This is a genomic window from Pseudomonas sp. Eth.TT006, from assembly GCF_054456575.1.
Map to the genome: position 1 here is coordinate 25,424 of NZ_JBTJEN010000011.1, position 21,774 is coordinate 47,197.

The 21,774-nt window shown below is 61.6% G+C and carries 23 protein-coding genes; 13 read left to right on the forward strand and 10 right to left on the reverse strand.

Going from position 1 to position 21,774, the window contains the following annotated elements; translation table 11 throughout:
- Positions 1-7: 7 nt before the first annotated feature.
- Genes ACXR0M_RS18145 through ACXR0M_RS18155 form a run of 3 tightly spaced genes read right to left on the reverse strand, consistent with a single transcriptional unit; the run spans position 8 to position 2,580 of the window.
- Positions 8-1,057 (reverse strand): alkene reductase, encoded by a 1,050-nt coding sequence (locus tag ACXR0M_RS18145; protein WP_458833161.1) that lies wholly within the window; start codon positions 1,055-1,057, stop codon positions 8-10.
- Between the two features lie 30 nt (positions 1,058-1,087).
- The gene (locus ACXR0M_RS18150; RefSeq protein WP_458833162.1) at positions 1,088-2,254 is read right to left on the reverse strand and encodes an MFS transporter; all 1,167 of its coding nucleotides are present in this window, start codon (positions 2,252-2,254) and stop codon (positions 1,088-1,090) included.
- 5 nt (positions 2,255-2,259) lie between these two features.
- Entirely contained in the window at positions 2,260-2,580 is a 321-nt protein-coding gene (locus ACXR0M_RS18155) for an ArsR/SmtB family transcription factor (protein ID WP_458833163.1), read from the reverse strand.
- Between the two features lie 167 nt (positions 2,581-2,747).
- Here ACXR0M_RS18155 and ACXR0M_RS18160 point away from each other — a divergent pair, with 167 nt between their 5' ends.
- On the forward strand, positions 2,748-3,326 hold the full coding sequence (locus ACXR0M_RS18160; protein ID WP_458833164.1) for an acyl carrier protein phosphodiesterase: 579 nt from the start codon (positions 2,748-2,750) through the stop codon (positions 3,324-3,326).
- Positions 3,327-3,434: 108 nt separating this feature from the next.
- Here the strand turns inward: ACXR0M_RS18160 and ACXR0M_RS18165 are convergent, their stop codons facing one another.
- Positions 3,435-4,226 (reverse strand): lysophospholipid acyltransferase family protein, encoded by a 792-nt coding sequence (locus ACXR0M_RS18165; protein ID WP_458833165.1) that lies wholly within the window; start codon positions 4,224-4,226, stop codon positions 3,435-3,437.
- Positions 4,226-4,981 (reverse strand): L-ornithine N(alpha)-acyltransferase, encoded by a 756-nt coding sequence (olsB, locus tag ACXR0M_RS18170; protein WP_458833166.1) that lies wholly within the window; start codon positions 4,979-4,981, stop codon positions 4,226-4,228. Before olsB ends, ACXR0M_RS18165 begins: the two co-directional genes overlap by 1 nt.
- A gap of 153 nt (positions 4,982-5,134) precedes the next feature.
- Between olsB and ACXR0M_RS18175 the strand changes: the two genes are divergently transcribed.
- The 5 genes from ACXR0M_RS18175 to ACXR0M_RS18195 all read left to right on the forward strand — a co-directional run bounded on the left by ACXR0M_RS18175 (position 5,135) and on the right by ACXR0M_RS18195 (position 9,541).
- Positions 5,135-6,013 carry an acyl-CoA dehydrogenase middle domain-containing protein gene (locus tag ACXR0M_RS18175; protein ID WP_458833167.1) on the forward strand — a complete coding sequence of 293 codons (879 nt, stop codon included), beginning with the start codon at positions 5,135-5,137 and terminating at the stop codon, positions 6,011-6,013.
- A 179-nt stretch (positions 6,014-6,192) separates the two neighbouring features.
- Positions 6,193-7,272, forward strand: coding sequence for a serine hydrolase domain-containing protein (locus ACXR0M_RS18180; protein WP_458833168.1), 1,080 nt, complete (start codon positions 6,193-6,195; stop codon positions 7,270-7,272).
- Positions 7,269-7,574, forward strand: a complete 306-nt coding sequence (locus ACXR0M_RS18185) for an amidase (RefSeq protein ID WP_458833169.1) — start codon at positions 7,269-7,271, stop codon at positions 7,572-7,574. Before ACXR0M_RS18180 ends, ACXR0M_RS18185 begins: the two co-directional genes overlap by 4 nt.
- Before the next feature lie 217 nt (positions 7,575-7,791).
- Positions 7,792-8,382 (forward strand): YceI family protein, encoded by a 591-nt coding sequence (locus tag ACXR0M_RS18190; protein ID WP_458833170.1) that lies wholly within the window; start codon positions 7,792-7,794, stop codon positions 8,380-8,382.
- Between the two features lies 1 nt (position 8,383).
- Positions 8,384-9,541 (forward strand): phospholipase D-like domain-containing protein, encoded by a 1,158-nt coding sequence (locus ACXR0M_RS18195; protein ID WP_458833171.1) that lies wholly within the window; start codon positions 8,384-8,386, stop codon positions 9,539-9,541.
- Between the two features lie 104 nt (positions 9,542-9,645).
- On the opposite strand, the gene bglX is transcribed toward ACXR0M_RS18195, so the two are convergent.
- On the reverse strand, positions 9,646-11,937 hold the full coding sequence (gene bglX / locus ACXR0M_RS18200; RefSeq protein ID WP_458833172.1) for a beta-glucosidase BglX: 2,292 nt from the start codon (positions 11,935-11,937) through the stop codon (positions 9,646-9,648).
- 263 nt (positions 11,938-12,200) lie between these two features.
- On the opposite strand from bglX, the gene ACXR0M_RS18205 reads away from it, so the two are divergent.
- The 4 genes from ACXR0M_RS18205 (at position 12,201) to ACXR0M_RS18220 (ending at position 15,859) form a co-directional block, all read left to right on the forward strand.
- Positions 12,201-12,809 carry a LemA family protein gene (locus ACXR0M_RS18205; RefSeq protein WP_458833173.1) on the forward strand — a complete coding sequence of 203 codons (609 nt, stop codon included), beginning with the start codon at positions 12,201-12,203 and terminating at the stop codon, positions 12,807-12,809.
- Between the two features lie 108 nt (positions 12,810-12,917).
- Positions 12,918-13,673, forward strand: a complete 756-nt coding sequence (locus tag ACXR0M_RS18210; RefSeq protein WP_458833174.1) for a TPM domain-containing protein — start codon at positions 12,918-12,920, stop codon at positions 13,671-13,673.
- A 33-nt stretch (positions 13,674-13,706) separates the two neighbouring features.
- Entirely contained in the window at positions 13,707-14,324 is a 618-nt protein-coding gene (locus tag ACXR0M_RS18215) for a TPM domain-containing protein (protein WP_458833175.1), read from the forward strand.
- A gap of 308 nt (positions 14,325-14,632) precedes the next feature.
- A complete protein-coding gene (locus ACXR0M_RS18220) occupies positions 14,633-15,859 on the forward strand; it encodes a class I SAM-dependent methyltransferase (protein WP_458833176.1) in 1,227 nt (408 codons plus the stop codon).
- Between the two features lie 172 nt (positions 15,860-16,031).
- Here ACXR0M_RS18220 and ACXR0M_RS18225 read toward each other — a convergent pair whose 3' ends face one another.
- Positions 16,032-16,922, reverse strand: coding sequence for a DMT family transporter (locus ACXR0M_RS18225; RefSeq protein ID WP_458833177.1), 891 nt, complete (start codon positions 16,920-16,922; stop codon positions 16,032-16,034).
- A 277-nt stretch (positions 16,923-17,199) separates the two neighbouring features.
- On the opposite strand from ACXR0M_RS18225, the gene ACXR0M_RS18230 reads away from it, so the two are divergent.
- Together ACXR0M_RS18230 and ACXR0M_RS18235 are read left to right on the forward strand one after the other, a co-directional pair.
- Positions 17,200-17,781 carry a DJ-1/PfpI family protein gene (locus ACXR0M_RS18230; RefSeq protein WP_458833178.1) on the forward strand — a complete coding sequence of 194 codons (582 nt, stop codon included), beginning with the start codon at positions 17,200-17,202 and terminating at the stop codon, positions 17,779-17,781.
- Positions 17,782-17,794: 13 nt separating this feature from the next.
- Positions 17,795-18,100 (forward strand): ribbon-helix-helix domain-containing protein, encoded by a 306-nt coding sequence (locus ACXR0M_RS18235; protein WP_458833179.1) that lies wholly within the window; start codon positions 17,795-17,797, stop codon positions 18,098-18,100.
- A 183-nt stretch (positions 18,101-18,283) separates the two neighbouring features.
- Here the strand turns inward: ACXR0M_RS18235 and ACXR0M_RS18240 are convergent, their stop codons facing one another.
- Entirely contained in the window at positions 18,284-19,165 is an 882-nt protein-coding gene (locus ACXR0M_RS18240) for a dihydrodipicolinate synthase family protein (RefSeq protein WP_458833180.1), read from the reverse strand.
- A 24-nt stretch (positions 19,166-19,189) separates the two neighbouring features.
- On the reverse strand, positions 19,190-19,972 hold the full coding sequence (locus tag ACXR0M_RS18245; protein ID WP_458833181.1) for an aldolase: 783 nt from the start codon (positions 19,970-19,972) through the stop codon (positions 19,190-19,192).
- Positions 19,973-20,076: 104 nt separating this feature from the next.
- Between ACXR0M_RS18245 and ACXR0M_RS18250 the strand changes: the two genes are divergently transcribed.
- A complete protein-coding gene (locus ACXR0M_RS18250) occupies positions 20,077-20,619 on the forward strand; it encodes a helix-turn-helix domain-containing protein (protein ID WP_458833182.1) in 543 nt (180 codons plus the stop codon).
- 67 nt (positions 20,620-20,686) lie between these two features.
- On the opposite strand, the gene ACXR0M_RS18255 is transcribed toward ACXR0M_RS18250, so the two are convergent.
- Entirely contained in the window at positions 20,687-21,706 is a 1,020-nt protein-coding gene (locus tag ACXR0M_RS18255; RefSeq protein WP_458833183.1) for a DUF4917 family protein, read from the reverse strand.
- Positions 21,707-21,774: the final 68 nt, after the last annotated feature.

Below are 21,774 nucleotides of genomic sequence, written 5' to 3' on the forward strand. Positions count from 1 at the left end.
CTAAGGCTTACAGCGTCGGGTAGTCGATGTAGCCGACCGGGCCCTTAGCGTAGAACAGCTCTGGACGTGGCTCGTTCAGCGGGGCGTCAGTCTTCAAGCGTGCCGGCAGATCCGGGTTGGCAATGAACGGAATGCCGAACGCCACCGCGTCGGCCTTGCCTTCAGCCAGCCACGCGTTGGCGCTGTCCTTGGTGAAGCGCTCGTTGGCGATGTACGCGCCGCCGAAGGCTTGTTTCAGTTGTGGGCCGAGGCTGTCGGCGCCTTCTTTCTCGCGCGAGCAGATGAAGGCGATGCCACGCTTGCCCAGCTCGCGAGCGACGTAAGTGAAGGTCTCGGCAAGGTTGTCGTCACCCATGTCGTGAGCGTCGGCACGCGGAGCCAGATGCACACCGACACGGCCGGCGCCCCAGACGTCGATCGCCGCGTCAGTCACTTCCAGCAGCAGACGCGCGCGGTTTTCCAGGGAGCCGCCGTAGTTGTCGGTGCGCTGGTTGGTGCTGCTTTGCAGGAACTGGTCGAGCAGGTAGCCGTTGGCGCCGTGGATTTCCACGCCGTCGAAACCGGCCGCTTTGGCGTTCTCGGCACCGGTGCGGTAGGCCTCGACGATCTCGGCGATTTCAGCGGTTTCCAGGGCACGCGGGGTCGGGTAGTCGGCCAGTGGGCGCACCAGGCTGACGTGACCTTTGGCCTGAATCGCGCTCGGGGCCACCGGCGCTTCGCCGTTGAGGTACGACGGGTGCGAGATGCGGCCGACGTGCCACAGTTGCAGGACGATCTTGCCGCCGGCAGCGTGTACGGCTTTGGTCACGTTGGTCCAGCCGCGCACCTGGTCGTTGGACCAGATGCCCGGGGTGTCCGGGTAGCCGACGCCCAGCGGCGTCACCGAGGTGGCCTCGCTGAGAATCAGGCCGGCGGAGGCCCGTTGCACGTAGTACTCGGCCATCAGCGCGTTCGGAACCCGGCCTTCGTCGGCGCGGCAGCGGGTCAGCGGGGCCATGATGATGCGGTTGGACAGCTCGAGGTCGCCCAGTTTGATCGGATCGAAAATAGTTGCCATGTGTACAACCCTCGTCAGTTAAATGGTTAATCAGTGAGTGGCAGGGGCCAGACCGGCGTCGCCGTTCTGACGGAAAGTGATCAGCGTCACCAGCAGCGCCAACACGGCCAGCGCGGCGGCGGCCAGCGGTACGCTGGTCAGGCCGTAACCGCGGGCGATGACGGTGCCGCCGACCCAGGCGCCGAGGGCGTTACCGACGTTGAACGCGCCGATGTTCAGGGTCGAGACCAGGTTGGGCGCGGCCTTGCCGAAGGTCACCACGTTGACCTGCAGCGCCGGTACCGCGGCGAAACACGCAGTGGCCCAGAGGAACAGGGTGATTTCGGTGGGGATCAGCGCAACGCTGGTCCAGGTCAGCACGGTGGAGACCACGGCCATCGCAATGAACACGCCGATCAACGTGGCAGCCATGCCTTTGTCAGCCAGTTTGCCGCCGATGATGTTGCCGACGGTCAGGCCCAGGCCGATCAGCACCAGCGTCCAGGTCACGCCACGCGGCGACACGCCAGTGACTTCGCCGAGCAGCGGCGCGACGTAGGTGAACAGGGTGAACACCGACGCGGCGAACAGCGCAGTCATGCTCAGCGACAGCCAGATGCCGGCGCCCTTGAGGGCGGCGAGTTCGGCGCGCATGTCGAGTTTTTCCTCGTCACGCTTGGCCGGCAGGAAGCGGATCAGGCCAATCAGCGCTATCACACCGATCACGGTCACCGCCCAGAAGGTCGAGCGCCAGCCGGCTTCCTGACCCAGCGCGGTGCCCAGCGGCACGCCGAGGACGTTGGCCAGGGTCAGGCCGGTGAACATCAGCGCCACGGCGGACGCGCGCTTGTTTGGCGCGACCAGCCCGGCGGCGACCACCGAACCGATACCGAAGAACGCGCCGTGGCACAGCGCCGTGACGACACGGGCGAACATCAGCACGTTGTAGTCGCTGGCGATGGCGCACAGCAGGTTACCGACGATGAAAATCCCCATCAGCGCTACCAGGGCCGCCTTGCGTGGCAGGCGGGCGGTGGCCAGTGCCATGAACGGTGCACCGATGGCCACGCCCAGGGCGTAACCGGTCACCAGCCAGCCAGCGCCGGGGATCGACACACCGAGATCGGCCGCCACATCGGGCAGCAGGCCCATGATGACGAACTCGGTGGTGCCGATGGCGAAGGCGCTCAAGGCGAGGATGAGTAGCGAGAGGGGCATTTGAATCAATTCCTTTCGGGAGCGCTGAGCTCTTTGACGATGGCGTCGAGGAACGCCTGAATCACGTCCTCGTTGCGTTTGAAGAAGTTCCACTGGCCGGCTTTCTGGCTGCTGATCAGCCCTGCGCGTTGCAGGGTCGCCAGATGGGCGGAAACGGTCGACTGCGACAGGCCGCAGCGTTGGTCGATCTGCCCGGCGCAGATGCCGTACTCGTGGTTGTGCAGTTGCTCTGGAAACTGGGCTTTGGGGTCTTTCAGCCAGATAAGGATGTCTCGCCGTACTGGGTGCGCCAGGGCTTTTATTATTTCGTCGAGGTCGAGGTTCATGGCTTTGTGCTCGGGATCTGTAGCGCTATATCGCGATGAGGCGAACTTTAAATCGGTATTTCGCGATATACCAATATGAATTCGATCTGACGACCGCGAAAATCGGTATATCGGGTTATAACGATACGTTGAGTGTTGAAACGAGGGCGCGGTGCTAAGCTGCGCCGATGAACTATCTCGCACATTTGCACCTCGGAGGCCAGCACCCCGAGCAATTACTCGGCAGTCTGTACGGCGATTTCGTCAAAGGCCGGCTGCAGGGGCAGTTTTCACCACAGGTTGAAGCGGCGATCCAGTTGCATCGGCGGATCGATGTGTTCACTGATCGCCACCCACTGGTCGACACCGCACTGGGGCGGTTTACCGATACCCGCCGACGCTACGCCGGGATCGTCCTCGATGTGTTCTTCGATCATTGCCTGGCACGCGACTGGACGCAGTACGCCGAGCAGCCGCTGGAGCAGTTCACCCGCCAGGTCTACCGCGTGCTGTCGAGTGAACGGCAATTACCCGAGCGCCTGGCGCAGATCGCGCCGCACATGGTTGCGAATGACTGGCTGGGTTCGTATCAGGATTTCGAGGTACTGGAACAGGTGCTGCGCGGGATCGCCCGGCGCCTGACCCGGCCGGAGGAATTGGCGGGGGCGATGGGGGAGCTGCGGCGGTTGTATGGGCCGTTGAGTGAGGATTTCCGCTTGTTCTATCCGCAGTTGCAGGATTTCGCACAACATCAATCATCGCCCTGAAACTCATGTGGGAGCGGGCTTGCTCGCGAATGCGCTGGTTCAGCCAACACACATGCTGAATGATCTACCGCTTTCGCGAGCAAGCCCGCTCCCACAGTGGATCTGTGTTCAGGCGGCAATAGCGGGGCGCATCGGTGCTGTCTGTTTCTCCGGGATCGTCCCAAACAAAGCCTTCTGCACCGCCTGCTGCGCTTCGAACGCCAGCGCCGCACGTTCGCGCCCTTGGCAGGCGATCGGCTTGAGCAGGTGCACTTCGACATCGCCACAATCATGGCTGAACAAACGCATCAGGTGCGACAGCAGATCATCGTCACCAATGAACGGCGCGAGCGTGTCGACTTCGCCATCGCGCAGATAACGGATCGCCACCGGTTGCAGCATCACCTCTGAATCGATCGCCGCCGACAGCAGGCGCCCGTGAAAGGTGCGCAGCGAGCGGCCGTCGGTGGTGGTGCCTTCCGGGAACATCAGCAAGGGGTGCTGTGTTTGCAGGTGGCGGGTCATCTGTTTGCGGATCAACTGGCTGTCGCCCGAACCGCGACGGATGAACAGGCTGCCAGCCTTGGCCGCCAGCCAACCGGCCACCGGCCAGGTGCGCACTTCGGCCTTGGACAGAAACGACAGCGGCGTGAGCATGCCCAGTAGTGGAATGTCGGTCCACGACACATGATTGCTCACCCACAGCATCGGCTGTTGCGGCAACTCGCCGTGTACGCTCACGCGAAAGGGCAGGGCATTGCTCAGGCGCGCCATGAAGAACCGCGACCAGCGCTGCCGGCGCTGCATCGAGTGCGCCAGGCCAATGCGCTCGAACACGCCAAAGACGCTGGCCATGGTCAGGCCCAGCGTCACCACCAGCAGCACCCGCGCAATTCGCACGTATACGCGCAGCCGGCTCATCACACCGCCGCCTTGAAGTGCTTGGCGTAGCGTGGGCACAGCTCGTCGCGTTTGAGCAGGATAAACACGTCGGCGACCTGGAAGTCTTCGTCCCAGCACGGCTCGCCGCAGATCTTCGCGCCCAGGCGCATGTAAGCCTTGAGCAGTGGCGGCATTTCGGCGATCACGTTCGAGGGAATGTCCAGCGACGGCAGCGGATTCTTCGGTTCGGCGCGCAGGTGTTCGGTGCACAGGTAACGTTCCCGCAAGCGTTGCATGATCGCGTGGGCCTGCACGCCGCCGTCCTGCATCGGAATGCTCGCGCAGCCCATCAGATAGCTGTAGCCACCCTGGTTCAACACTTCGGCCAGTTCGCCCCAGAGCACAGCAATGGTGCCGCCATTGCGGTAGGCCGGGTCAACGCAGGTGCGGCCGATTTCGAGGATCGGGCCTTGCAGATGCGGCAGGCCGTGCAGGCTGAATTCTTCTTCGCTGTAAAACTTGCCGAGGCTGCTGGCAGCGGTGTGGTCGAGCAAACGGGTGGTCGCGACCAGGCGCCCGGTGTTCAAGTCACGCACGCCGATGTGGCTGCAGTGAACATCATAGTCATCCATGTCCAGACCCAGTTCCGCGCCTTTCAGCTTGGCGTTGAACTCGCCGCTGAACACGTTGAACCGCAGGGCCTGGGCTTGCTGCAGGGCCTCGGCGCCGATCAGGCGTTCGGCTTGCAGGCGGCGTTCATTGCCGGTGTCGCTGATGCGGGCGATCTGAGTCATTTGAATCTCCGTACGGGCCTTGAACCCGTCGTGGGTTGCAGCCGATCGACTTTCTTTATGCAGCCATGTTGTGCAAAGTCAGGCTATGTAGCCCCGGTGTCATCGCCATGAACGTTTGGTGATGCTTGTATGACAGCCCACAAGGAGCCGCTTATGCCCTGGCCCAACCTGCTCGAAAACCGTGAAAGACTGCCCGCCGTCGCTGATCTGGCTGAGGGCTTCACCACCTTGCTGGAGCACTTGGGCAACGTGACGCCGTTCGAACTGGCGGTGGCGGGAGGGCGGCGCATGGCCACGCCGGGGCTGGCGTTTCTGGTGGGTTACCAGGCGGCCTTGCGCATGCTCTGGCCGAGTGCGCCGCCGAGTCTTGGCGCGTTGTGCGCGACCGAACAGCGCAGCCTGCGCCCGGCGGACATGCAAACGCGCCTGACCGATTTGCGTCTCAACGGGCAGAAGGATTTCGTCACCGCAGGCGATGCGGCGGACTGGCTGCTCGTCGCCGCACGCAGCGAAGAACCCGGTGAATCAGCGCGTCTGAGCCTGGCAGTGGTGTGTCCCGGCGAGTCCGGCGTACGCGTGGAAAAACTCCCGGCACTGCCGCTGATGCCGGACATCAGCCACGGTCGGCTGTACCTGGACGGTGCGCTGTGTGAATTGCTCGCGGGGGATGGCTGGGCGGCTTATGTAAAGCCGTTTCGCACCCTGGAAGATGTTTACGTGTTGAGCGCGATGACCGCGTGGCTATATGGCGTCGGCCACGACAGTGATTGGCCGCAAGCCTTGCAATTGCGCTTGCTGGCGCTGTTGGCCGGGTGTGCCGAAGTCAGCCGCCAGCCGCCGGACAATCCAGCGGGCCATGTGTTGCTCGGAGGGTTGTTTGCGCAGTTCGATGCGCTCAAGCCCGAGATTGATCGGGCATTGGCGGAGGGTGAACCGCAGTGGGCGCAGATGTGGCAGCGTGATCAGGGAGTGATGCAGTTGGCGGCGGGGGCTCGGGCCAAGCGTCTGGCCAAGGCTTTGGCGGTGGGCTGACCGGCCCCATCGCGGGCAAGCCCGCTCCCACAGGGTCAGCGGGTTGCCACAGATTTTCGGTGTGACCCGGACCCTGTGGGAGCTGGCTTGCCAGCGATGGCGATCTCATGGGCAACCCAAACACCAATCTGTCATCAACCCCGACTACCCTCAGCAGGTTCTCCCCCAGAGCCCTCACCATGTGCAAAGGCCTGTCCCTGTTTCTGCTGCTGATCAGCTTCACAGTCCACGCCGAGCAATGGCCGGCCGAACAATGGCCGAGCGGCGCAAAAATCTCCGGCGCGGCGGTCGAGGCGCTGGAGAGCTACGCCTTTCCACCGCGCGACGACGACACCCGTCAGGGCATCCGCACCGACGCGCTGCTGATCATCCGCGACGGCCAGATCATCTACGAGCGCTACGCCGGCCCGACCACAGCGCAAACCCCGCACCTGACCTGGTCGATCAGCAAAAGCCTGATGGCCACGGTGCTGGGCGTGGCGTATGGCGAAGGTCTGTTCAAACTGGAAGATCCGGCGCTGAAGTTCTACCCGCCACTGGAAAAACACCCGACGCTCACCATGGCCGACTTGCTGCACTGGGCCTCGGGTCTGGACTGGCAGGAAGACTATGAATACGCGCCGCTGAAGTCATCGGTGGTGGCCATGCTCTACACCCGTGGCCATCGTGACATGCCGGCATTCACCGCTGAGCACGAGGCTTACGCGGCACCGGGGCAGGCGTTCCGTTATTCCAGTGGCGACAGCAATCTGTTGTCGGCGGCGCTGAAGAATATCGTTGGCCCGCAGCGTTATCCCGACTATCCGTGGACGGCGCTGTTCGAGCCGCTGGGCATTCGTCACGCGGTTTGGGAAACCGATGCTGGCGGCACCTTTGTCGCCTCTTCTTACGCCTACCTCAGCGCTCGCGATCTGGCCCGCGTCGGTTTGCTGATGGCCCGAGATGGACGCTGGCAGGATCGGCAGCTGTTGCCCAAGGACTGGGTGGCCTTCAATCGCGAGCCGTTCGCCGGCTACAAGGCCCATCAGGACGAAGCGGTCCCCGGCGGCCAGTGGTGGCTCAATCGCCCGGCGGATGGTGCCGCCGCGCCATGGCCCGATGCACCGCCCGACACCTTCGCCGCCCTCGGCCACTGGGGCCAGGCGCTGTACGTGATCCCCAGCGAGAAACTGCTGATCGTGCGCTACGCCGATGATCGTGACGGCAGCTACCGCCACAACGAACTGCTCAAGCGCGTGCTCAAGGCGGTGCAGCCATGAAACTGCTCAAGCGTCTGTTGCTGCTGGCATTGATTGCGCTGCTGGGCTGGATCTGGCTCGAACGGGACAACCTCTGGGCCTTCCCGGACATCATCAGTGCCTACACGGCCAAGGAATATTGTTCCTGTCGCTACGTGATGAATAACGAGGCCGAGTATTGCCGGGGTTATGTGAAACAGTGGCTGCCGAACAGCAGCTTCAGCGATGACAGCGCGAGCAAAACCGTCAGCGTCAGCGGTATGGGCCGCAGTAGCCGTGCGCAGTGGTTGAGCGAACGCCAGGGCTGCCGCCTCAATCCCTGAAGTCCTCAATCCTTCAGTCAATAAACAACCCAGTGGGAGCGGGCTTGCTCGCGAATGCGGTGTGCCATTGAGCATTTGTGTTGACTGACTCACCGCCTTCGCGAGCAAGCCCGCTCCCACAGGGATTTCATCGATCGATAGATTTGTGGTGACTGAGTTTGCAATAACGGCGCAGCCGGTTAAGGTTCGTGCAGGTTTATCGCCCAACGAGTGTTCCATGTTCAACCGCCCCCTTTCTACAGCCCTTGCCAGTCTGCTGCTGGCCGCTGCCGCGTTGCCGGCGCAGGCCAATTGGTACCTGGACGGCGAGTCGTCGCGGCTGTCGTTTGTCAGCACGAAAAATGCCCATGTTTCCGAAGTGCAGCGCTTTCTGGTGCTGCATGGCAAGGTCGATCCGGATGGCCGCGCCGAGGTCGAAGTCGAGCTCGATTCGATCAACAGCGGCATCCCGCTGCGTGATGAGCGCATGCGCAAGGAACTGTTCCAGATCAGCCAATTCCCCGAAGCGACCATCAGCACCCGGATCGACCTGCGCCCGATCAACGATCTGGCGCCTGGTGCACAGCTGGAATTGCGTCTGCCGCTGACTGTCAGCCTGCACGGCAAGCAACACGAATACCCGGCCGAGTTGCTGGCAACCCGCCTCGATGACCGACGCTTTCAAGTGGTGACCCTGGAACCGCTGGTGATCAACGCCGAGGATTTCGATCTGGCGCCGGGGTTGGAAACCCTGCGCAAACTCGCCGACCTGTCGGCCATCAGTCTGTCGGTGCCGGTGGGTGCGGTGCTGATCTTCACGGCGCGCTGACATGCGCGGCGCAGTGTTTCCATGGCGTGACGGCAACCGCTTCGAGCTGTTGATCGACGGCCCGCAATTCTTCCCGCGAATGCTGGCAGAGATTGCCCACGCCGAAGAACAGATCGCACTGGAGTTGTATCTGGTGGAGGCGGGCGCCTGCGCCGACGCCGTGGTCCAGGCGCTGGTGCAAGCCGCCGAACGCGGCGTGCGGGTGCGCTGCCTGTTCGATGACTACGGCAGCCTCGCGTTTACCCTGCACCTGCGGCAGCGTCTGATCCAGGCCGGGGTCGAGTTGCGCTTCTACAATCGCCTGAGCTGGCGGCGCTGGGTCGGCAATTTCTATCGCGATCACCGCAAATTGCTGCTGGTCGATCAGCGTCTGGCGGTGGTCGGCGGCACCGGTGTCACCGATGAATTCTGGACGCCGGGGCAGGACACCAGCGAATGGCACGAAGTGATGGTGGAAATCACCGGCCCGCTGGTGCTCGACTGGCAGGTGCTGTTCGACCGGCAATGGATCGCCAACCGCCATCGCCGGGCGTGGAAGCCTTCAGCGCATGTCGGCCTGCCGCGCTTGCCCAAGGTTCCGGACCTGGGCGAGGGCATGGGCCGCGTGGCCTACGCCGATGCCCGCCAGCATCGCGACATTCTGCAGTCGCTGTTCCGCGCGCTGAACAGCGGGCAACAACGCATCTGGATGGCCACGCCGTACTTCCTGCCGACCTGGAACATCCGCCGCTCACTGCGCAAGGCCGCTGCCCGTGGTGTCGATGTGCGGTTGCTGCTGACCGGGCCGCGCACCGACCACCCTTCGGTGCGTTACGCCGGGCATCGCTACTACCCGCGCCTGCTCAAGGCCGGGGTGCAGATCTTCGAATACCAGCCGTGCTTCCTGCACCTGAAAATGGTTTTGGTGGACGACTGGGTGAGCATCGGTTCATGCAACTTCGATCACTGGAACCTGCGCTTCAATCTGGAGGCGAATCTGGAGGCACTGGATCCGTCGTTGACGGCAGCGGTGGTGCAGAGTTTCGAGAAGGATTTCGGGCTGAGTCAGCAGGTCAGTCTGGAAGAGTGGCAGCGCCGGCCGTTGTGGCGGCGGGTGAAGCAGCGGGTCTGGGGGTGGGTGGATCGGTTGGTCGTGAATATCCTGGATAAACGCGGTTAGGTCAGAATCAAGATCAAAAGATCGCAGCCTGCGGCAGCTCCTACATTGGGATGGCGTACACCCTGTAGGAGCTGCCGAAGGCTGCGATCTTTTGCTTTTAACGGTTACAGCAACTCAAAACTCTGCTGCGTCACGTCCTGCGAATCCAGGCCGATCTGCACGTTGAATTTGCCAGGCTCTGCCGCGTACTTGAGCTGGGCGTTGTAGAACTTCAGGTCATCCTCGGTGATGGTGAAGTGCACAACTTTCTGTTCACCGGCCTTGAGCATGATCTTCTGGAAGTTCTTCAGTTCTTTCACCGGGCGGATCATCGAGCCGGTGACGTCCTGTATGTACAGTTGCACCACGGTTTCGCCGTCACGTTTGCCGGTGTTCTTCAGCGTGACACTGGCGTCGAGCTTGCCACTGGCGTTCAGCGTGGTCGATGACAGTGCCATGTCGCTCAGGGCGAAGCTGGTGTAGCTCAAGCCGTAACCGAACGGAAACAGGGGACCTGTGGTGTCATCGAAATACTGCGAGGTGTAGTTGCCCGGCTTGCCCGGCGTGAACGGCCGGCCAATGCTCAGGTGGTTGTAGTAGGTCGGGATCTGGCCCACGGAACGCGGGAAGGTCACCGGCAGTTTGCCCGACGGGTTGTAGTCGCCGAACAGCACATCGGCGATGGCGTTGCCGCCCTCGGTGCCGCTGAACCAGGTTTCCAGAATCGCGTCAGCCGACTGGTTCTCTTCGAGAATGGTCAGCGGACGGCCGTTCATCAGCACCAGCACCAGCGGTTTGCCGGTGGCTTTCAGCGCACGGATCAGCTCGCGCTGGTTTTCCGGGATGTTCAGGTCGGTGCGGCTGGAGGATTCGTGGGACATGCCACGGGATTCGCCCACTGCTGCCACAACGATGTCGGCATCCTTGGCCGCCTTGACCGCTTCGTCGATCAACACGTTGGCCGGGCGCGGGTCATCGACCACTTCCGGCGCGTCGAAGTTGAGGAAGTTCAGGTAATCGAGAACCTTCTTGTCGCTGGTGATGTTGGCGCCACGGGCGTAGATCAGGTTCGCCTTGTCGCCGATCACCGAACTCATGCCGTCGAACAACGTCACCGATTGCGCCGGCTTGCCGGCTGCCGCCCAGCTACCCATCATGTCGATTGGTGCCTTGGCCAGCGGGCCGACCAGGGCGATTTTCGCGTCTTTCTTCAGCGGCAGGGTGTCGTTCTGATTCTTCAGCAGCACCAGGCTGCGGCGCGCCACCTCACGGGCTTCGGTGCGGTGCAGACGGCTCTCGGCGTAGGTGTCGGCCGGATCATCCTCGGCCTTGCCGATACGCAGGTACGGATCCTTGAACAGGCCCATGTCGTACTTGGCGGCGAGCACTTCGCGTACCGCGTTATCGATGTCTTTCTGTTCGATCTCGCCGGACTTGAGCAGCCCCGGCAGCTCCTTGCCGTACAGGGTATCGTTCATGCTCATGTCGATACCGGCCTTGATCGCCAGCTTCGCTGCTTCACGCCCGTCGCGGGCGACGCCGTGCTTGATCAGTTCGAAGATTGCCCCGTGATCGCTGACCGCCAGGCCTTTGAAGCCCCAGTCCTTGCGCAGCAGATCGTTCATCAGCCAGGTGTTGGCCGTGGCCGGAATGCCGTTGATCGAGTTCAGCGCCACCATCACCCCGCCGGCGCCGGCATCAATCGCGGCGCGGTACGGCGGCAGGTAGTCCTGGTACATCTTCACCGGGCTCATATCGACGGTGTTGTAGTCGCGGCCGCCTTCGACCGCGCCATACAGGGCGAAATGCTTGACGCTGGCCATGATGCTGTCCGCCGCGCTCGGGCTGTCACCCTGGTAAGCCTTGACCATCACTTTGGCGATGCGCGAGGTCAGGTAGGTGTCCTCACCGAAACCCTCGGAGCTGCGGCCCCAGCGCGGATCGCGGGAGATGTCGACCATCGGCGCGAAGGTGATGTCGAGGCTGTCGGCGGCGGCCTCTTTGGCGGCAATGCGCCCGGACTGACCGATGGCGTCCATGTCCCAGCTCGAGGCGAGGGCCAGTGGAATCGGGAAAATCGTACGGTGACCGTGGATCACGTCGTACGCGAAAAACATCGGAATCTTCAGGCGACTGCGCATCGCCGCGTCCTGCATCGGCCGGTTTTCCGGACGGGTGATCGAGTTGAACGTGCCGCCGATGTTGCCCGCAGCGATCTCTTTGCGGATCAACTCGCGTGGCATTTCCGGGCCGATGCTGATCAGGCGCAACTGGCCGATCTTCTCGTCGAGGGTCATTTGCTTCATCAGGTTGCTGATGAATGCGTCCTTGTTTTCCAGGGGTACCGGGGTCGTGGCGGCCAATACTTGATGACTGGCCAGGCTGACGAACAGACCCAGCAAACACAGCTTCTTCATGAATATTTTTCTCAAGGGCCCAAGCGGCAATGCAACGCCGGCCAGCCAAAATTTAGGGAGCGACTATTGTTGTTCGGGTACAGGCTCAAAAACACACAGCCAGAAAAACGGCAGCCGACACTTGGCAGCACGATCACGCAGGGCACTTTTTAGCCCATTGCCCCGTCGTAATCCAGCGACGCGGCCGATTATGCCCCAAGAGTCCGCCGAGAGGGTTTCGCGCTCTATTTTTAAAATGATATGTGCCAAGGAGCATCACTGCGATGAATGCAATTCCAACCTATCGCTCACGTTTGCAGGTCGCCACGTTGCTGGTGCTGGCCACGCTGTTGACCGCGTGCGGCATCAACAACATCCCGACCCTCGACGAGCAGGCCAAGGCGGCCTGGGGCCAGGTGCAGAACCAGTACCAGCGCCGTGCCGACCTGATCCCCAATCTGGTGGAAACCGTCAAAGGCTACGCCAAGCATGAAGAAGCGACGCTGACAGCGGTGGTCGAGGCGCGCGCCAAGGCGACGTCGATCCAGGTCGATGCCAGCACCCTCGACAACCCGGAAAAACTCAAGCAGTTCCAGCAGGCCCAGGATCAGTTGAGCGGTGCCTTGAGCCGACTGATGGTAGTGTCCGAGCGTTATCCGGACCTGAAAGCCAACCAGAACTTCCTCGCCCTGCAATCGCAACTCGAAGGCACGGAAAACCGGATTGCCGTGGCGCGCCGCGATTTCATTCTGGCGGTGCAGAAGTACAACACCGAGATCCGCACCTTTCCCGGTCGCCTGTGGCACAGCGTGATGTACAGCGATCTGCCTGTGCGCGAAACCTTCGAAGCCACCACCCCCGGTGCGGAAAAGGCCCCGGAAGTGAAGTTCTGACAACTCTCTGTAGGAGCTGCCGAAGGCTGCGATCTTTTGCTTTTAAAGCTCAAGATCAAAAGATCGCAGCCTTCGGCAGCTCCTGCACGGGATCGGTGGAGAATGTTCATGCGTGTGTTGAAGATAGGCCTGGTGCTGATGCTGTGGCTGTTCGCCGTCAGCGCCCGGGCCGAGTTGACGTTCCCGGCGCTGAGCGGGCGGGTGGTGGACCAGGCGCAGCTGCTCGAGCCCTCGGTGCGCGCCCAGTTGAGCCAGCAATTGCAGGCGCATGAGCAGGCGACCGGCGAGCAACTGGTGGTGGTCACGGTGCCTGATCTGCAGGGCACCACCATCGAAGATTACGGCGTCCAATTGGGCCGGCACTGGGGCATCGGCCAGAAGGACAAGAACAATGGCGCGCTGCTGATCGTCGCCCGCGACGAGCGCAAGTTGCGCATCGAAGTCGGTTACGGCCTGGAAGATCGGCTGACCGATGCGCAGAGTTCGGTGATCATCCATCAAGTGATTACCCCGGCGTTCAAGGCCGGCAATTTCAGCAAGGGCATCAGTGACGGCGTGGCCGCGATGCTGGTGGTGCTCGGCGGCAATGCGCTGGACGAGCCGTCGACGGTGTACGAATCGAGCGGCGACCCGCAAAGCGATTTTGTCTCGCGGCATCCGCTGTTGTTCGTTTTTCTGGTGATGTTGTTCATCCTGACGGTGTTTGTCTGCCAGATGCTCGGTATCCTTCCCGCCGGCCGTGGCGGCTCCGGTGGCGGCGGCGGGTTCGGCGGCGGTGGATTTGGTGGCGGCGGCGGTGGAGGCGGGGGCTTCAGCGGCGGCGGGGGCAGTTTCGGCGGCGGCGGTTCGTCCGGCGGCTGGTGAACACACAACAATAATGATCAGGCACTTTTCGACATGGCATTACTGACCGAACACGAACAACGCAAAGTCGCCGAGGCGATCGCCCGGGTCGAACGCGACACCGACGCCGAGCTGGTCACGGTGCTGGCGGCGCGCGCCGATGACTACGCGTACATCCCGTTGCTGTGGGCCAGCTTGCTGGCGCTGCTGGTGCCGGGCATCGTCCATTACCTGACCGGCTGGCTGACCATGCACAGCCTGTTGCTGTTGCAATGGGGGCTGTTCATCATCCTGTGCCTGCTGTTCCGCCTGCCGAAAGTCACCACCCACCTGATCCCGCTCCGGGTGCGCCACTGGCGCGCATCGAACCTGGCCCGGCGGCAGTTTCTCGAACAGAACCTGCACCACACCGTCGGCAGCACCGGGATGCTGATTTTTGTCTGCGAGGCCGAGCGCTACGTGGAAATTCTGGTGGACGAGGGCATTTCCCGGCGTCTGGACAACCACTGCTGGGACTCGATTGTCGCCGCGTTCACCGAGCAGGTGCGGCAGGGGCGTACGCTGGACGGCTTTGTCACCTGCATCGAGGCCTGCGGCGAACTGCTCAAGGTGCATGTACCAGTGACGCAGGTGCGCAATGAGCTGCCGAATCGGCTTGTGGTTTTGGGGTAGGTTGCAGATTTTCGTTCGGCTTCAGGGCCATACCCTCACCCCAGCCCTCTCCCAGTGGGAGAGGGGGCCGACCGAGGTGTCTTGCGCTCACATCGACCTGAAAAAACGTATCGATTATGGATTCAAGGCAAATCGTTCAAGTCGGTGTATCTCGCCAATATCCCCCAATCAGTCCCCTCTACCTCTGGGAGAGGGTTAGGGTGAGGGGCGCTTTTGAAACCGTTCGGTAAATAAGAACGTGTCCCCAACCCCCATCCCCCCTAAAATACCCGCCATTCCCGTTTCGCCCCGCCCGAGGCCGTTTGTTCATGTCCGTTACCGCCCCATCCGCGCCGTCTGCCAAAGTTGCACCCGATCACCACGCCGAGTTCATTGCGCTGCTGCAAACCAGCCTCGAACAAAACGGCTTCATCAAACTGGTGCTGGCCAAGTACGTGGGCGAAGAAGCGGATCTGCAGCGGATCATCATCAAGGCGGTGACGGTCAAGGCTCAGCCCAACCTGTCGTTCGTTTATCGCTACAAGACTCGCGACATCACCAAAAATCTGCCGCTGAGCGAAGGCGTGGCGGTGATTGGCGAGTTGCTGCCGGCGGCGTTCAAAAATGCGCATTTGCTGACCGTGACCGACGAAGCCCAGCTCGAATACAGCAAAAAGGGCAAGAGTTCGCTGTTCAAAAGCAAACCTCAGCAATTGCGTGAAGCGCCGTCCGCTGAACATAACCGTGAGAAGAACCGCTTTCTCGAACTGAGCCGTCCGTTCCTCAAGGACCTGGGCGTGACCAACGCGCAGCACGAGCTGATCCCGGCGATGTCGCGCAAGTGGAAGCAGATCAACAAGTTCATCGAAGTCTTCAGCCACGCGCTGACCTCGTCACCGCTGGCGCTGGATCAGCCGGTGCGGGTGGCGGACTTCGGTTCGGGCAAGGGCTACCTGACATTTGCCATCCACGATTACCTGCGCAACACGCTCAAGGCCGAAGGCGAAGTCACCGGCGTCGAGCTGCGCGAGGACATGGTCACGCTGTGCAACGCCGCTGCGGCGAAGCTGGAACACCCGGGGCTGGTGTTCAAGTGCGGTGACGTGCGCAGCGTGGCGCCGAGCGAACTGGACGTGATGATCGCCCTGCATGCCTGCGACATCGCCACGGACTATGCGATCCACACCGGCATTCGTTCGGGCGCGTCGATCATCATGTGCTCGCCGTGCTGCCACAAACAGATCCGCCTGCAGATCCAGAGCCCGACACTGCTCAAGCCGATGCTGCAATACGGTCTGCATTTGGGCCAACAGGCCGAGATGGTCACCGACAGCCTGCGCGCGCTGTTCCTTGAAGCCTGCGGTTACGAGACCAAGGTCTTCGAATTCATCTCGCTGGAACACACCAACAAGAACAAAATGATTCTGGCGGTGAAACGCGCCGAGCTGGTGGATCCGGCCCAGCTGTTGGAGAAAATTCAGGAGTTGAAAGCCTTCTACCACATCAGCGAGCACTGCCTGGAAACCCTGCTGCGTGCTGACGGTTTTCTGGCCTGACACAACACCTGATGTGATATGACGCAAATCTTAATGTGATACGGCGCAAAACCTGTAGGAGCTGCCGAAGGCTGCGATCTTTTGACTTTTCAAGATCAAAAGATCGCAGCGTGCCGCAGCTCCTACAGGGGACGTATTTCAGGTGCCGGTGTGTTGAGGCCAGGAGTATTTGTCAGGCAGTTGCAGGTTGAGCAGGGCGCACCGCGGTCTTGCGGCCGAGCATGACGGTGGCGATCACCCCACAGGCAAACACCCAGGTAATCGGCTCGACATGCTCTCCAAAAAACAACGCCGAAAACGCGATGGTGAAGAAGATCTGCAGCAACTGGATCTGACTGACCCGCGCGATCCCGCCCAGCGCCAGCCCGGCATACCAGGCGAAGAACCCGAGAAATTGCGAAAACAGCGCCACGTAGCCGAAGGCCCACCAGGACCTGGTCGACACCGCGCCCTGATGCTGCAGCGCCAGGTACAACACCGGTCCGATCAGCAATGGCGTCGACAGTACCAGCGCCCAGCAGATCACCTGCCAGCCGCCCATCTCCTTGGCCAACCGGCCGCCCTCGGCATAACCCAGACCACCCACGGCAATCGCCCCGAGCATCAACAGATCGCCGGCCTGAATGCTGCCGGCGCCGGTGTACAGCGCGTACCCGAGCACCAGCGCGCTGCCCAGCGCGGCGCAGGCCCAGAAGGCTTTCGACGGTCGTTCATGGGACAGCCACGCCGCATACAGCGCCACGCACAGCGGCTGCAAACCGTTGACCAGTGCGCCGTGGGACGCCGGCAAGGTCTGCATGGCCCACGCCGACAGCACCGGAAATCCGAGAATTACCCCGGCGATCACCAGGCTCAGGCCTTTGATCTGCTGCCAGCTCGGCCATCTCTCCCGGCGCCACAACAGCAGCAATGCCGCCGGAATCGCCGCAAACAACGCACGGCCCAGGCCGTTGAGCAGGGGATGAAGCTCCTGCACCACGATGCGGGTGAAGGGCAGGGTGAGGCTGAAAATCACCACGCCGAGCAGGCCGAGGGCCATGCCGGTGTTTTCGCGCGAGGACATAAGAAGACCGAAATTGAGGGGTTCAGGGAACGACCTTCATAAAGCCATAAACCGTGGACTTCTGGCTGTTACAGCTAGGCACAGACTTATCCGTACAGTTCGCTCGCCCCTTCGCGAGCAAGCCCGCTCCCACAGGGGAATACATTCCAAGGGTGGGAGCGGGCTTGCTCGCGAAGAACGATAACGCGGTCTTCGAAGTAGTAGCCGGTTGTTACCCACTCCTCGGGATAAGGTCTACCTTCAATACTTCCAAGCATTTCCCAGAGGAGTCCTCCCCATGGCCGCGAAAAAAATCCTGATGCTGGTCGGCGATTACGTCGAAGACTACGAAGTGATGGTGCCGTTCCAGGCCCTGCAAATGGTCGGTCACACCGTCCATGCCGTCTGCCCGGACAAGGCCGCCGGCAACACCGTGCGCACCGCGATCCATGATTTCGAAGGCGATCAGACCTACAGCGAGAAACCCGGGCACCTGTTTGCCCTGAATTTCGATTTCACCAAGGTCCGTGAGGCCGACTACGACGCCCTGTTGATTCCTGGCGGACGTGCACCGGAATACCTGAGACTCAATGAAACAGTCCTCGATCTGGTGCGCGCTTTCGACAAGGCTGGCAAACCGATCGCAGCGGTCTGCCACGGCGCCCAACTGCTGGCGGCAGCGGGGATTCTCGAAGGGCGCGAGTGCAGCGCCTATCCCGCTTGCGCTCCGGAAGTGCGCCTGGCCGGTGGCACCTACATCGACATCCCGGTGACGGACGGCCACGTTCAGGGCAATCTGGCCACCGCCCCGGCGTGGCCGGCGCACCCGAACTGGCTGGCCGGTTTCCTCGGTCTGCTGGGCACCCAAATCACTCTGTAACGAGGCTTCGTCGATGTGCGAGCTCTACGTCAAAGCCGATCCGATCCTCTACGAATCGCGCTCCCGATCGCTGCGCATCTGCGGGGTGGTGACCACACTGCGCCTGGAAAACCAGTTCTGGGACATCCTCCGTGAAATCGCCGAGGCCGATGGCATGACCACCAATCAACTGATCGCCAAGCTGTACGAAGAGGTGATGGACTATCGCGGCGAGGTGGTGAACTTTGCCTCGTTCCTGCGGGTGAGTTGTACGCGGTATCTGAGTCAACGGCGGGTGACAGAGCCGCAGTTGTCGGTGGTGCGGGCGGTGGTGAAATAGCCCGCTGCGGGTTGACCCCATCGCCAGCAGGCTGGCTCCCACAAGGACAAGACCTTGCCGGTGCTCTAAAACCAACGCGTCCCTGTGTAGGAGCTGCGGCACGCTGCGATCTTTTGATCTTGTTTTTTAAAAAATCAAAGTCAGAAGATCGCAGCGTGCCGCAGCTCCTACAGGTATACGAAGTCAGCGCAGGTTTTTGAGTAGCGCTTGTAGTTGGGTTTGTCCGGCCTCACTCAGTGGGAACACGGGCAACCGTGGGTCGCCAACCTCCAGTCCGGTCTCGCGCAATCCAGCCTTGATCGTTGCCGGCAAACCGCCCTTGAGAATGAAGTCCAGCAGCGGCAGCTGGCGGTAGAACAGTTCGCGCGCGCGCTGCAGATCACCCGCCAGTGCGGCCGCGTACAGATCCAGATTCAACTGCGGAATCAGATTCGGCGCCGCCGTGCACCAGCCTTTCGCCCCGGCAGCGAACGCTTCCAGAGCCAGCGGGTTGCAGCCGTTGTAGAACGGCACCTGGCCTTCGCCCTGCAGTTGCAGCTTGTGCATGCGCTGAATATCGCCGGTGCTTTCCTTGACCATGGTCACGTTTTCCACGCTGTCGACGATGCGCAGAATCAGTTCCACCGACATGTCGGTGCCGCTGGTAGCCGGGTTGTTGTAGAGCATGATCGGCACGCCAATGCTGTCGCCGATGGCGCGATAGTGCGCAAGGATTTCTACCTCGCTGAGCTTCCAGTAAGACGCTGGCAGCACCATCACCACGTCGGCACCGTGGGCCTCGGCGAAGCGGGCGCGGCGCACGGCTTTGGCGGTGGTCAGGTCGGACACGCTGACGATGGTCGGCACGCGTTGGGCCACGTGCCTGATGCTGAACTCGGCGACCTGATCCCATTCGGCATCGCTCAGGTAAGCGCCTTCGCCGGTGCTGCCCAGTGGCGCGACAGCGTGCACGCCGCTGTCGATCAGGCGATCGATTGATTGGCCGAGCGCCGGCAGATCAAGGCCTTCGCCGTTGGCGCCGAACGGGGTGATGGTGTAGCCGATGATGCCGTGAATAGTGGACATGCGAGTCTCCTTGAGAAGCTGAAATCAGTTCAGGCAATCGGCGTGCTGGCGCAGGTTCTGCCGGGCGTAGTAATTGAAAGCGGCGGCGTGGCGTTTGGGTTTCGACACCCAGTCACGGGCCTCGCGCCCCAATTCCGGAATGATCGGCTTGATCGTGCCGGCCGCCATCGCCAGCAGTTGCAGCCTGGCGGCGCGCTCGATCAGCTGAGCGATGACACAGGCTTCTTCGATCGTGGCACCGGTCGACAGCTGGCCGTGGTGCGACAGCAGAATCGCACGCTTGTCGCCCAATGCGCCGGCAATCAGTTCACCTTCTTCGTTGCCCACCGGCACGCCCGGCCAGCCTTCGAGAAACGCGCAGTTGTCGTACAGCGGACACAGGTCCATGTGCGAAATCTGCAGCGGTACTTCCAGCATCGACAGCGCGGCAATGTGCGTCGGGTGGGTGTGGATGATGCAGTTCACATCCGGTCGGGCGCGGTACACCCAGCTGTGGAACCGGTTGGCCGGGTTCGCCATGCCGTGTCCTTCGAGCACTTCCAGGTCTTCGTTGACCAGCAGCAGATTGCTCGCGGTGATTTCATCGAAACCCCGGCCCAGTTGCTGCGTGTAATAGGTACCGGGCTGCGGGCCGCGCGCGGTGATCTGCCCGGCCAGACCGGAGTCATGACCGTGCTCGAACAGGATCCGGCAGGTCAGCGCCAGCTTTTGCCGGTCAGTCCACGTATTATCCGCGAGGCTTTTCTGCATCTGAGTCAGCGCTTGCTGAACCAGTTGTGCTTTAGGTAGTGCTAATGTCTTGGCCATGTGTGTCCTTTGGGTAAGAGCAAATGACACGAGAGAGGCTATATGACACAAAGTGTCATTAGCAAGCGCCAATCCTTGTTTCCTTGCTGGAATAACCGCTGCGCATGTCTATCCGTTTGAAATTACTGAGAAAAAAACTTGGGATAACGCTTGAGGCGCTGGCCGAAAAATCCGGCATGACCAAGAGTTATCTGTCGAAGGTCGAGCGCGGATTGAACACCCCGTCGATCGCTGCCGCGCTGAAACTGGCGAAAGCGCTGAACGTGAAAGTCGAGGAGCTGTTCTCCGAAGACAACGTCAGCCTCGACAGCTACAGCCTGGTGCGCAGCCACCAGCGTCAGTCACTGGCCGCTAACGAACAGAGCGCCGGGTATGCGGTGCTGGCGCATCAGGTCAGCGAGCGCAACCTGTTGCCGTTCATCATCTACCCGCCGAGCGAGTTCACCGACAAGACGTTCAAGGAACACTTGGGCGAGGAGTTTCTGTTCGTCCACGAAGGGCAGGTGGAAGTGGATTTCATGAGCGAACGGGTGCTGCTGGAGCGCGGCGATGCGCTGCACTTCAATGCACAGAAGCCGCACCGGATCCGCTCGGTGGGGGAGGTGCAGGCGCAGTTGCTGGTGGTGGTGCATAGCAGCGAGGAGTGAATTTTAAAATCAAAAGATCGCAGCGTGCCGCAGCTCCTACAGGGGGCTGCGATCTTTTGCTCTTGCGTTAAACCTCGACCGGAACCGAAAGCTTCGGATTCCCCAGCGCATGGGTCTTCGCATCAAAGAAGCGCAACGCTACCCCGGTGCCCTCGAACACTTTCACGTAATGGCGCTTCTGATGCTGAATGAACGCCGCGCTGCGCGGGTAGATCGAGATCGCCACGGTCTGCGGTTTCGCCAGACGCAAGGCGCGCACGATGTGAGCGTCCTGCTCACCCAAGGCATGGCCGAAGATGCATAGGCTGTCGCCATGCCCGAGTAACTGCTGATAACAGAACGACAGGTAATCCGAGCTGCGGATGGTCTTGAGCTTGTCCGCGCTCGGCCCTTCGGTGACGAACAGCGGCACGTCATCCAGGGTCTTGATCGTATTGTTGATCGCGAAACTGCCGAGCAAGGTGCCCTCGGTCGAGGTCAGCTTGCGCGCGGTACCGTCCTGGTTGCGCACCAGGTGCAGGCCACCGTGCAGATAGAGTAAACGCGGCTTGGCGGTGGTGGTTTCGCTCAAGTCGAAACTGGCATTGGCGCCATTGAACAGGTCGTCGATGGCTTCGCTGCGGTGCTGGATTGCCCAGTAGTTGAGCAAGTCATAGTTGGTAGTAAACACCGTACGATAGCGCGCGAGTTCTTCATTCAGGGTTGCCAGCGTAGAGGCCTGCACCAGGCGCCAGGGAATGTGCATCGCGTGCACGGTGTTGATCAGTGCTTCCTTGATCGCGTAGTAACGATTGCGCGGTGCCGCCGAGCTGACCGCCAGCGCCTTGTTGACCCGGCTGGTGGTTTTCAGCGCGCCGAGCACCTGCTCGAAACTGCGCGTCTGCATCGCATCGAACACGCTTAGCTCGGAAGGGCTCAGCGGCTTCTCTTCCACCGTCCGCGCGTTTTCGAACAGCGAGTCGTAGCCGAAGTCGTCCCACACCGCACGGCTGGCGCCATTGCCGACCAGCAGACCGTTGAAGTCGGCGGTGGCGCGCAGGGCGTTCCAGTCTTCAAGGGTGGCATCGACATCCAGAAAATCGCTCATTGCTTGGCACATCTCAAAACATGGGGACTGATGGACGGCAACTTTATCACGAGCGGGCATTGAGCCAG

Excerpts from the sequence above, each read along its gene's own strand:
- ACXR0M_RS18145 (WP_458833161.1), bottom strand. The coding sequence starts at position 1,057 with ATGGCAACTATTTTCGATCCGATCAAACTGGGCGACCTCGAGCTGTCC.
- ACXR0M_RS18150 (WP_458833162.1), bottom strand. The coding sequence starts at position 2,254 with ATGCCCCTCTCGCTACTCATCCTCGCCTTGAGCGCCTTCGCCATCGGC.
- ACXR0M_RS18155 (WP_458833163.1), bottom strand. The coding sequence starts at position 2,580 with ATGAACCTCGACCTCGACGAAATAATAAAAGCCCTGGCGCACCCAGTA.
- ACXR0M_RS18160 (WP_458833164.1), top strand. The coding sequence starts at position 2,748 with ATGAACTATCTCGCACATTTGCACCTCGGAGGCCAGCACCCCGAGCAA.
- ACXR0M_RS18165 (WP_458833165.1), bottom strand. The coding sequence starts at position 4,226 with ATGAGCCGGCTGCGCGTATACGTGCGAATTGCGCGGGTGCTGCTGGTG.
- olsB (WP_458833166.1), bottom strand. The coding sequence starts at position 4,981 with ATGACTCAGATCGCCCGCATCAGCGACACCGGCAATGAACGCCGCCTG.
- ACXR0M_RS18175 (WP_458833167.1), top strand. The coding sequence starts at position 5,135 with ATGCCCTGGCCCAACCTGCTCGAAAACCGTGAAAGACTGCCCGCCGTC.
- ACXR0M_RS18180 (WP_458833168.1), top strand. The coding sequence starts at position 6,193 with ATGTGCAAAGGCCTGTCCCTGTTTCTGCTGCTGATCAGCTTCACAGTC.
- ACXR0M_RS18185 (WP_458833169.1), top strand. The coding sequence starts at position 7,269 with ATGAAACTGCTCAAGCGTCTGTTGCTGCTGGCATTGATTGCGCTGCTG.
- ACXR0M_RS18190 (WP_458833170.1), top strand. The coding sequence starts at position 7,792 with ATGTTCAACCGCCCCCTTTCTACAGCCCTTGCCAGTCTGCTGCTGGCC.
- ACXR0M_RS18195 (WP_458833171.1), top strand. The coding sequence starts at position 8,384 with ATGCGCGGCGCAGTGTTTCCATGGCGTGACGGCAACCGCTTCGAGCTG.
- bglX (WP_458833172.1), bottom strand. The coding sequence starts at position 11,937 with ATGAAGAAGCTGTGTTTGCTGGGTCTGTTCGTCAGCCTGGCCAGTCAT.
- ACXR0M_RS18205 (WP_458833173.1), top strand. The coding sequence starts at position 12,201 with ATGAATGCAATTCCAACCTATCGCTCACGTTTGCAGGTCGCCACGTTG.
- ACXR0M_RS18210 (WP_458833174.1), top strand. The coding sequence starts at position 12,918 with ATGCGTGTGTTGAAGATAGGCCTGGTGCTGATGCTGTGGCTGTTCGCC.
- ACXR0M_RS18215 (WP_458833175.1), top strand. The coding sequence starts at position 13,707 with ATGGCATTACTGACCGAACACGAACAACGCAAAGTCGCCGAGGCGATC.
- ACXR0M_RS18220 (WP_458833176.1), top strand. The coding sequence starts at position 14,633 with ATGTCCGTTACCGCCCCATCCGCGCCGTCTGCCAAAGTTGCACCCGAT.
- ACXR0M_RS18225 (WP_458833177.1), bottom strand. The coding sequence starts at position 16,922 with ATGTCCTCGCGCGAAAACACCGGCATGGCCCTCGGCCTGCTCGGCGTG.
- ACXR0M_RS18230 (WP_458833178.1), top strand. The coding sequence starts at position 17,200 with ATGGCCGCGAAAAAAATCCTGATGCTGGTCGGCGATTACGTCGAAGAC.
- ACXR0M_RS18235 (WP_458833179.1), top strand. The coding sequence starts at position 17,795 with ATGTGCGAGCTCTACGTCAAAGCCGATCCGATCCTCTACGAATCGCGC.
- ACXR0M_RS18240 (WP_458833180.1), bottom strand. The coding sequence starts at position 19,165 with ATGTCCACTATTCACGGCATCATCGGCTACACCATCACCCCGTTCGGC.
- ACXR0M_RS18245 (WP_458833181.1), bottom strand. The coding sequence starts at position 19,972 with ATGGCCAAGACATTAGCACTACCTAAAGCACAACTGGTTCAGCAAGCG.
- ACXR0M_RS18250 (WP_458833182.1), top strand. The coding sequence starts at position 20,077 with ATGTCTATCCGTTTGAAATTACTGAGAAAAAAACTTGGGATAACGCTT.
- ACXR0M_RS18255 (WP_458833183.1), bottom strand. The coding sequence starts at position 21,706 with ATGAGCGATTTTCTGGATGTCGATGCCACCCTTGAAGACTGGAACGCC.